The 6801-nt window shown below is 49.3% G+C and carries 6 protein-coding genes; 1 reads left to right on the plus strand and 5 read right to left on the minus strand.

Annotation, left to right across the window (positions count from 1 at the left end; genetic code table 11):
• Positions 1–280: 280 nt before the first annotated feature.
• From PKX57_RS05325 to PKX57_RS05345, 5 genes are read right to left on the minus strand one after another with little or no spacing between them, the layout of a single operon-like run.
• A complete protein-coding gene (locus tag PKX57_RS05325) occupies positions 281–1102 on the minus strand; it encodes a MurR/RpiR family transcriptional regulator (RefSeq protein WP_472416316.1) in 822 nt (273 codons plus the stop codon).
• Entirely contained in the window at positions 1081–2280 is a 1200-nt protein-coding gene (locus PKX57_RS05330) for a glycosyltransferase (protein ID WP_213920373.1), read from the minus strand. The genes PKX57_RS05325 and PKX57_RS05330 overlap by 22 nt, the downstream gene beginning before the upstream one ends.
• Before the next feature lie 21 nt (positions 2281–2301).
• A complete protein-coding gene (locus PKX57_RS05335) occupies positions 2302–3597 on the minus strand; it encodes an ABC transporter permease subunit (RefSeq protein WP_213920374.1) in 1296 nt (431 codons plus the stop codon).
• Complete coding sequence (locus PKX57_RS05340) at positions 3591–4463, minus strand: carbohydrate ABC transporter permease (RefSeq protein WP_472416318.1); 873 nt, start codon at positions 4461–4463, stop codon at positions 3591–3593. Before PKX57_RS05340 ends, PKX57_RS05335 begins: the two co-directional genes overlap by 7 nt.
• A 57-nt stretch (positions 4464–4520) precedes the next feature.
• Complete coding sequence (locus PKX57_RS05345; RefSeq protein ID WP_472416320.1) at positions 4521–5816, minus strand: ABC transporter substrate-binding protein; 1296 nt, start codon at positions 5814–5816, stop codon at positions 4521–4523.
• A 357-nt stretch (positions 5817–6173) separates the two neighbouring features.
• On the opposite strand from PKX57_RS05345, the gene PKX57_RS05350 reads away from it, so the two are divergent.
• A partial coding sequence (locus PKX57_RS05350) for a serine hydrolase domain-containing protein (RefSeq protein ID WP_472416322.1) occupies positions 6174–6801 on the plus strand: 628 nt, incomplete at its 3' end.

Here is a 6801-nt window from a genome sequence, read left to right on the forward strand (position 1 = left end):
GCACTTCGAGTTAAGAAACGAGGCGGAGCTTAAAACGGCCGGCCGCGCTATGGATCTGGGTAAACAGCGCAAGAACCTGGACGTGTAGTGGCGGAACGCATGCAAAGACGACAGAGGCAAGAGGGATGAGGTCAGAGGTAAGAAAGTCGAGATCTTATCGCTCTTCCAGCCTCTCGCCTCAGGTTCCCCAAGGACGGGTCCACGCTCTTGGACGACAACGCTGGACGTCTCAAAGGTATGGGCTACGGCTTTTCGTTGATCGAAAACGTGCGAGTCGAGACTACAGATATCTCTTCTTGTCCAGTGTCCTGTCGACTTTTTCCAGAGTTTTCAGCGTGTCGTCTCTCATTTTGATCACTTTTTCCAGCAACAACTGAATCACGACCAGCTGGCAGACTCTTGGTTGCAGCTGCGGTATGCCTGTCTCATGACCACCCTGGGCGACGTAGATGGTCTCTTTCGCCGCGCTCACTATCCTCGAGCCGACCCCTCCAGTTATCGCTATGGTGTAGGCGCCGGAATCGGTGGCAACCTCGATAGATTTCACCGTGTCACGTATATTGCCACTGGCGGAGATACCGAAGACTATATCTTTCTCGTTAAGCGAAACGGCCGTCATGATCTGGAGATGCGGATCGGTGTAGTAAGCCGTCGAGAAACCGGCCCTCATGAAGAGCGTGGCTCCGAACTCGGCCACGATTCCGCTCGAGGCAACTCCGAAAAATATCAGTCTGTTCGCTCTTACGATCCGCCTGGATATTCCATCGAGCTGCCCATCATCCAGCAGCTGGTTCTGCTGATTGAGCGCACCGATCAATTCCGAGATCAACTCGTTTTTATCGGCGTACACGACAGGGGTGGAGAGAGAAAGCTCTCTGGCGATCTGTATCTTAAGGGACTGGTAACCGTCGAAGCCCAGTTTTTTCGAAAGTCTGAAAATCGTGGTCTCGCTAGTTCCGGCCAGAACGGACAGCTCGCTGATGGAGTGGTGAATCACGTCGTCCGGGAAGTCTATAATATATCTGGCGGCCTTCTGTTCGGCCGGATTAAGACCTTTGAGCATCGCTTTCAATTTTCCGTTTATTGCGTATTCTTTTCCCATACCTTCCTCAACTCTTCTTTGGTGTCGACGAATCTTTCGAGCAATCTGTCGGTTTCGCGTTCGGCCTCTTCCTGGTTCATCTCCAGCGTTCTGGCGACGAAGCCGGCCACTCTTGCGAAGTACACCGGCACCAGAAGTTCTATCAGTCTGCTTCTGAGTTCTCTCTTCCTGTAAGTCGATGAGATTTTGTATACGACCTCGACCCACAGATCATCGGCCACTATCGCATTTTCCTTCGAGAAGGTCGAGAGTTTCTGTGTGATTTCGCCCCCGAGAACACTCTCGCTGAAGTCCAGCCGGGTCCGGATACCCTCGTAACATTTGCTCATCATGTTGTCCATATCCACCTGTAAAGGTTCGGCCTCTCCTCCAACGGCCTCTCCGTAAACGGGTACCGTTTCGTATCCTGCGATCGCTTCCCACTTCTCGCGGTATTTTTCCATCAGTGCGAACAGAGTGCCGACGACTTCCCTGAACATGTTTCCCAGCTGCTTACCCGGGTCTTTTACATCGTGGATCTTGCTCCCCAGAGCAGCCTGGTATATCTTTCCCCTGGCTTCGTTTATCGCGGAAGTCGTCATCCAGATATCGATACCAAACCTGGAGATATCACAGTTCCAGGCTTCTACCGGCATCGACACATAATAGTCTATCATCTCTCTGCCCACACCGAAGTCGCCACCGATAGGCTGGCGCACTTTTCTCCCGTAAAGCGACGTTGTTAAGGGATAGCAGATACTGTTGGTGATGGTTCCGTCGTATTTATGGCGGATATAATAAGGGGCCACGTATGAAGCATCCAGATTAATAATTGGCCCGGCCAGTCTCTCTATCCAGAAAGGCTCGACACTCCTGAGGTCGGAATCGAGAAAAACCACGGCTTTGGCGCCCAGACGGCTCGCGAGCTCCAGGATAGATCTCATCGCGCTTCCCTTGCCGGATATTCCTGTGTACTTGAACGACAGGAGATCTAGGCCCATAGAGTTGGCCGAATAGAAAGATCCCTCCGTTCCGTCACCGGAGCCCCCGTCGGAATTCACTATGCAGCTTTTCAATTCGGGGAAATACTCCTTGAGTCCCCTGGAAGAAACCTCGACGACGTGTTTTATCGTGGATCGGTTGTTGAAACTGGGTATGCCCACCACAATATCGTATGAATCATGCTTCAAACCGGACAAAATAGAACCTCCCATTCCGTTTTATTCTTTGACTCCTCCGGCGGTGAAACCGGATGTGAGATACTTCTGCATGAGGCTGAATATAATTATTATGGGGATTGCCGAGACCACAGAGGCCGCCATCAGTCTTCCCCATACCGCATGTGCCGAACCGGAGAAAGTGCTAAGGCCTATAGGCAGTGTGAAGAGATCTTTGTAAGACTTCAAGCCGAGAAAGGCCGAAGCGAAAAGGTATTCGTTCCAGCCTATCATGAATGCGTATATATATACAGTGGCGATCGCCGGCAGAGAAAGGGGTATAACGATTCTGAAGATCGCCTGAACACGCGAACAGCCATCGATAATAGCCGCTTCTTCTATCGAATAGGGTATGGTTCTGAAGTAATTACCCAGCATATACAAAGAAACCGGTAGAGTCTGGATAACGTAAACCATAATCAGATAGATGCTCGTACCCAGGGGTGAGGAGAGGATTCCCAGCTTTACGGCCATCTGATAAAGCGGGACCATTATCACGGTGCCTCCGAACAGATACACAAACAGCACCGATCTCTGTACCGTTCCTCTCCCTTTGAAGCGAAGCCTTGAAAAGGCATAGGCTCCCAGAATGGCGACAAAAAGACTAATTAGGGCCGACGTACCGGCGAACATCAGGGAGTTTCCCAGATACTTCAAGAAGGGAAACTCGCTGGCTTTCTCTTCGAGTATCCTGTTTTTCTGTGCCTGATAAGCCCCGAGTTGTGACCTGGCCCTTTCCAGTCCCGCCGATATCGACTCGTCTGTCAGGGCCTTCTCGATCTCGCTCCTGAGATCGTTGAATTTCTTTATGTCGTTGGCACCGAAGATCGATTTCATGTTTTCTTCAAGTACGATCGCCTCTTCGGTACCGTTTTTCATGGCTCTCTCGGTGAAAGCTTCACGGTCTTCGACCTTCATTCCGCTGAAGTCTATAACCAGATCGACTATATCCTTCAGTTCTTTCTCCTTCTCTTTGAGCTGCACGTTGTGTACGTATTCTGTGTAAGCATCTCTAGAGGAAGTTATCTCCTCCAGTTCGGCGATCTTCTTCAGCACGGGCTCGAGGTTGGCCCGCGTTATTTCGTCGCCGAAGAACTCCGTCTCGCTGCTCTGAATGAGTCCGAAGATCTCCTTGTAATTTCTGGTGGTAAAATCGGAAAAGCTCATCTTGTTTGGGTCGTAATCGGCTTTCAGAGATACGTGTATCATAAAATAGAAGGGCACCAGAATGAAGAAACATATCAAAAATATACCCGTGAAAAACAGCGCCTTCTTGAATGGCGAGGCTCTCTTCACCATTTCAACACCTTCTTCACGTACATAGTGATCAGGCCAAGCATTATAACCATCAGAATGGTCGCGATGGCGGCAGCCACACCGAACTCGGGCGATGTGGTCCCTATGACCCTCTCGTATATGAAGATAGGCAGCGTTCCGGCCTTCTTGCTTATTAGATACACCTCGTCGAACTTGTAGAAATTCCAGATCCCCCTCATCAAGGCCACTGCACCCATGACGAAGTAGAGCTCGGGTAATGTGATATTAGTGAATTTTTTCCAGGGCGATGCCCCATCCATTTCGGCGGCTTCGTAGTATTCGTCGGGAATCGACTGTAATCTTGAAAGGATCATGAGATAGACGAAGGGAAAGTTGCGCCAGATATTGAAAATTGAAGCCACGATAAAGGCGTTGTTCGAGTTGTTCAGCAGATCTAACTGTGGCGATATCCATCTGAGCTGCCTGCCGAATATCTCGACGAAGGGGCCGAGACTCGGGTCGAAAATGTATTGCCACGAGAAGACTATCGAAATCAATGGCGTTATATATGGTAAAAGAACTATTGTTCTCACGATCGATCTACCTTTGAACTCCTTGTTAAGCATCAATGCGACTCCAAGACCCAGCAGAAGACTTCCGCCGACCGTCATGAGCGTAAAGCCGATGGTTATGAAGAAAGACTTCCAGAAGGCCCCGTCTTTGAGGACCCGCAAATAGTTATCTATCCCCACGAAAGTCGATCTCGTTATTCCGTAATCGAAAAAGGATATATAAATGTTATAGACGACCGGGTAGAGGATCAGCACCATAAGAAGAACGACCGTAGGCGACACAAGTCTCCAACCGAGCCTGTTTTCATTTTTCAACATAGTGGAAACACTTTGCATGGGAAACGACCTCCAAAAAAGGAAGGCCCCGATCAACCGGGGCCTTCCCGGAAGACACTACCTTCCAATCAATTTTCTAATATCATCTCTCCAGAAGGTGAGGACCTCGTCGGGCGTTGCGTTGTTGTCGAACATCATTACTATTCCGTTGCCTATCGTGAAGGCTCCGGATATCTTTCCCATTTCAGGGAAGACTCTGCCTTCAACGTATCCGAACTTCTCGATATTCTCCAGCCCATAGATTATCGATTTTATCTTTTCGGCCCCATAGCTCTTGTAAATTCCCTTCGGGTCGTTCATGAAGGCTTCGCTCTCGGCGATCGAGGATCTGGTAGGAAGCATGCCGCCCGGGGCCATGTGTATGTACTTAATATAATTTTCCGGCTTGAACATGAAATCGAGGAATTTGAGCACATCGAGCTTGTTTTGCGAGGTCTTCGTCACTGCGAGGGAAATGACCTGCCCGAACGAGGAAGACCTGCTGTTGGACATGAAGGGAGCGAACTCGGTGTTCTTAACCATGTTCGGATCGAACTCGCTTATTATAGTCGTCTGGATCTCGGCGAGCGCCAGATCGTCCATAACGTACGTGGAATAGAAGAACATCGGTGTTTTGCTGGCGAGATAGAGTTCTCTTGCCTGCTTCCAGTAGGTGTGCCCCGGAGCGGAATAGGCACCGAGGTCTTTGTAGTACTGGAGAACCTCTTTCATCTGCGAAGAGTTTATGGTTACATTGCCGTCTTTGTCGAATATACGCGCTCCGTTGGAAAGTGAGAAGATAGTGAAAACCTGTTCGGCGTAAGCGTCATTCGTCTTTCCAAGAACGATGCCGTACATTCCCTCTTCAGGTTTGTGGAAGTATTTGGCTGCCGTCATTATCGATTCCCAGGTTGTCGGAGCTTCAAGTCCCGCAGCCTCGAACCAGTCTTTTCTGTACCAGATACCCTGTACCCATCCATGATATGGAATGGCGAAATACTCGTTTCCCGCCGGCGTGATGACAAACCTGGTAGCGCCCGTGTAGAAATCGCCGGCATTGTCTATGAATCTGGTCGGTATGGCCGTGTCTAAAAGACCGTCGGCACCAAGCCCGAGTATAGTCTCGGCGCCCGCCTCGATCACATCGGGAAGAGTCCCGGCCGCCGCTGCCGCAGCTAGTCTTGAGAACATCGCGTTCTCCTCAATCGCGACGACTTCGACTTCGATGCCTGTCTCGATCTCAAAGGATTCCATGATCTGTGCAATCACCTGCTGCCTGCTCTCTTCTTCCTGGGTGTGCCAGTAAACTAATCTGGCGCTGGCCGTAACCACCAGGAAGATGATAAGAAAAGCTACAAAGAAAATTTTTTTCACCTTTATCACCTCCAAAGGAATATTTTTTCGTATTGCTATGATAGCAGGAACTCGATCGCTAACAAAAACCTATGAGCTATGAAGAGGAGCGTTGAGAGATGATGAGAGGTCTTCTGAGGGGATTATCGAAATAAATCGGTCGAAAATGGGTGACAGGATTTCGAGCATCACCTTCGGAATAGTGTTAGGAGACGTTTTCCGAGAAGAGGGCGAGAGCGAAGCGAACTCTCGATGTTCCTTCCCGTGTTTTTACCCACAACGCACAACCATGGCTTAAAGACCCGAAACGACGAATGACATTGTTTTTCTAGTGATATAATCGAATGCAACAATCAATATTTTGCTGGGGGGTAAATGATGAGAAAAATGCTGCTAGGATTGTTCGTATTTCTGGTCGTTGTTGCTTCTGGAATGACTTTCGAGCAAAAGGATATTTCCGAGTTTTTTGACATCACGATGAACGATTTCTTGGAGAAGTATGAGATTCCCGGCGCCGTGCTTAGTTTCGTGAGTGATGGAGAGGTCTTATATGTTAAGGGTTACGGTTATTCCGATCTTGAGAGCAAGACGCCGATGAAAGCCGACTCGCTGGTACGGATCGGTTCTGTGTCCAAGCTCTTCACGTGGATTTCGCTGATGCAGCTGTATGAACTCGGAGAAATCGATCTCGAAGCGAATGTCAATGACTATATTTCCGAGTTCAAAGTTCCAGACACTTTCCCGCAACCGATCACCATTGAGAATCTTTTGACTCATACACCGGGCTTTGAAGAAACGCCATACAACGTAATTCAATTTGAAGAATACACCGTGCAACCACTCGGAGAAGCTCTGAAATGGATGCCGGAGCGAGCATTTGAACCGGGAAAATTCGCGGCGTACTCGAATTACGGAACGGCTCTGGCGGGATATATCGTTCAAGAAGTCTCGGGCGTTGAATTCTCCGACTACGTGGATATGAATATAATCGAGAAGCTCGGAATGA

It is taken from the genome of Mesotoga sp. (assembly GCF_035363035.1).
In the GTDB taxonomy this organism is placed as follows: domain Bacteria; phylum Thermotogota; class Thermotogae; order Petrotogales; family Kosmotogaceae; genus Mesotoga.